At 68.5% G+C, this 2,026-nt stretch carries 1 protein-coding gene and 1 pseudogene; both read right to left on the bottom strand.

Annotated elements, in window-relative coordinates; genetic code table 11:
• A partial coding sequence (locus tag JOY90_RS09915; RefSeq protein WP_367276906.1) for an ArnT family glycosyltransferase occupies positions 1–378 on the bottom strand: 378 nt, incomplete at its 3' end.
• Between the two features lie 50 nt (positions 379–428).
• A pseudogene (pbpC, locus tag JOY90_RS09920) lies at positions 429–2,026 on the bottom strand (penicillin-binding protein 1C); the annotation flags it as partial.

Below are 2,026 nucleotides of genomic sequence, written 5' to 3' on the forward strand. Positions count from 1 at the left end.
ACGGTAGAGCCAGATCCTTAACGGCGCTCCCGAGAGCCCGAGCGCCGAGGCGCTTTCGACGGCAGCGGCCTGCAGCCAGTAGATGCCGACCGGCTTCTTGTAGCGCACGTCGTCCTGGAAGCGGATGTCGACGAAATCGCCGCTCTCTACCATCTGCTTGGTGGCTTGCGCGAACCGCGCCTCGTCGCGATCAACAGGCGGAATCCGAAAGAAGCCCGGCAGGAACAGAACGAGACCGCAGAGGATCAGGAAGGCCGCGACGCGCGTGTGGCTGGAGGTGACGAATTCGATCACGCGGACCAGCCGATGACCCGGATTCACCAGGTTTTTCGGCTCGCGCGGCTCTCCAAAACGGGGTCTTGCATAGGTCTCAGCCATGGGTTCCGCATACGCTGAAACCGCATGGGCGACAACCGCGTGGCTCGCAGTTACTGTATTCTGACCACGACTGTGTCCGCCGCGCCCGTGGCGTCGATCACGGTGAGGCGCGCAAACCCGGGCCCGGGTGGATCGATGAGCCGCTGCCTGCGGCCATCGATCTGCCCGACCGCCGTTCCATTCACGAGCATGGTCATCGGCAGCACCGCGCCGGCGACCTTGACCGACATGGCCGAGCCGTCCGCGCTGCCCGCGCGGTCGACCTCGATGCGGGAACCATTGAGCGGGAACTGGATGTGCGGCGCCTGCTCCCCGCCGGCACGGACGAGCTCGCCAAACGGCCGGAACCGGCGCAGCGGCAACGGCAGTTTGGCATTGCTCGCCACCAGCGCGCCCTTCGGCGGTTTGGGCAGGGCCGCCGGCAGCTTGCCGGTGCGCGCGAAGGCATCGAACAGGATCGGCGCCGCCGCCACGCGCCCGATCAGCCCCGGCACCGGCGCGCCGTCGGGGCGACCGACCCAGACCGCGATCGTCATGTGGCCGTCGAAGCCGACCGACCAGGCATCGCGGTAGCCATAGCTCGTCCCGGTCTTGAACGCGATCCGGCCAGCCGCGGCATTCTCCGGCGGCGGCGTGCCCATAAGCACGTTGCCGACCTGCCAGGCCGCGACCTGATCCATCAGCCGCAGCGGATCGCGCTGCTCGTCACCATCGCCCATGATCTCGCGCAGCGGACGCGTGGTGCCGAGCCGCGGCAGTCCGGCATAGAGCAGTGCCAGGTCCTGCAAGGTCACGCCGACGCCGCCGAGCCCCATGGCAAGGCCCGGCGCTTCGTCCTTCGGCAGCACCAGACTGGCGCCGGCCTGACGTAGGCGCGCGGCGAGCCGGCTCGCGCCGACGCGATCGAGCAGCGCGATCGCCGGCACGTTCAGCGACAATTGCAGCGCCTTGCGCACCGGCACGGTGCCCTGAAAGGTCTGGTCGAAGTTTTCCGGCGCATAGGAGCCGAAGCGAATCGGACGGTCGTCGATCAGGCTCTCTGGATGGACGAAGCCGTCCTCGAAGGCGAGCCCATAGATGAACGGTTTGAGCGTCGATCCCGGCGAGCGCACCGCGCGCGTCATGTCGACCTGGCCCGCGCGGCTAAAGTCGAAATAATCCGCCGAGCCGACATGGGCGAGCACGTCGCCGCTCTCATTGTCGACCACCATGATCGCCACCGAGACGTTGGGACCGAGCGCAACCGCGCGGTCATGGGCGAGCGGCTCCAGCACCTTCTGCAGGCGGGCGTCGAGCGCCAGGCGGATCACCGGCGTGTCCTTCGCGATCGCGAGCGCAGAATCGGAGGCATGCGGCGCCAGGATCGGGATCGATTTGCGCATGCGCGCGACCGGCACGAGCTTGGCCTGCGCGGCATCGTCGGACGAGATCCGCTGCTGCTCGGCCATGCGGTCGAGCACGCGATCGCGCGCGGCGCGCGCGCCTCCGGGTAGCGATCGAGCCGGCGGGTCTCCGGCGATTGCGGCAGCGCGACCAGCAGCGCGGCCTCGGCCAGCGTCAGCCGTTTCGGCTCCTTGCCGAAATAGGCGATCGAAGCTGCGCGGATGCCTTCGAGATTGCCGCCATAGGGCGCGAGCGCGAGATAGAG

It is taken from the genome of Bradyrhizobium sp. (assembly GCF_019242285.1).
GTDB lineage: Bacteria > Pseudomonadota > Alphaproteobacteria > Rhizobiales > Xanthobacteraceae > Bradyrhizobium.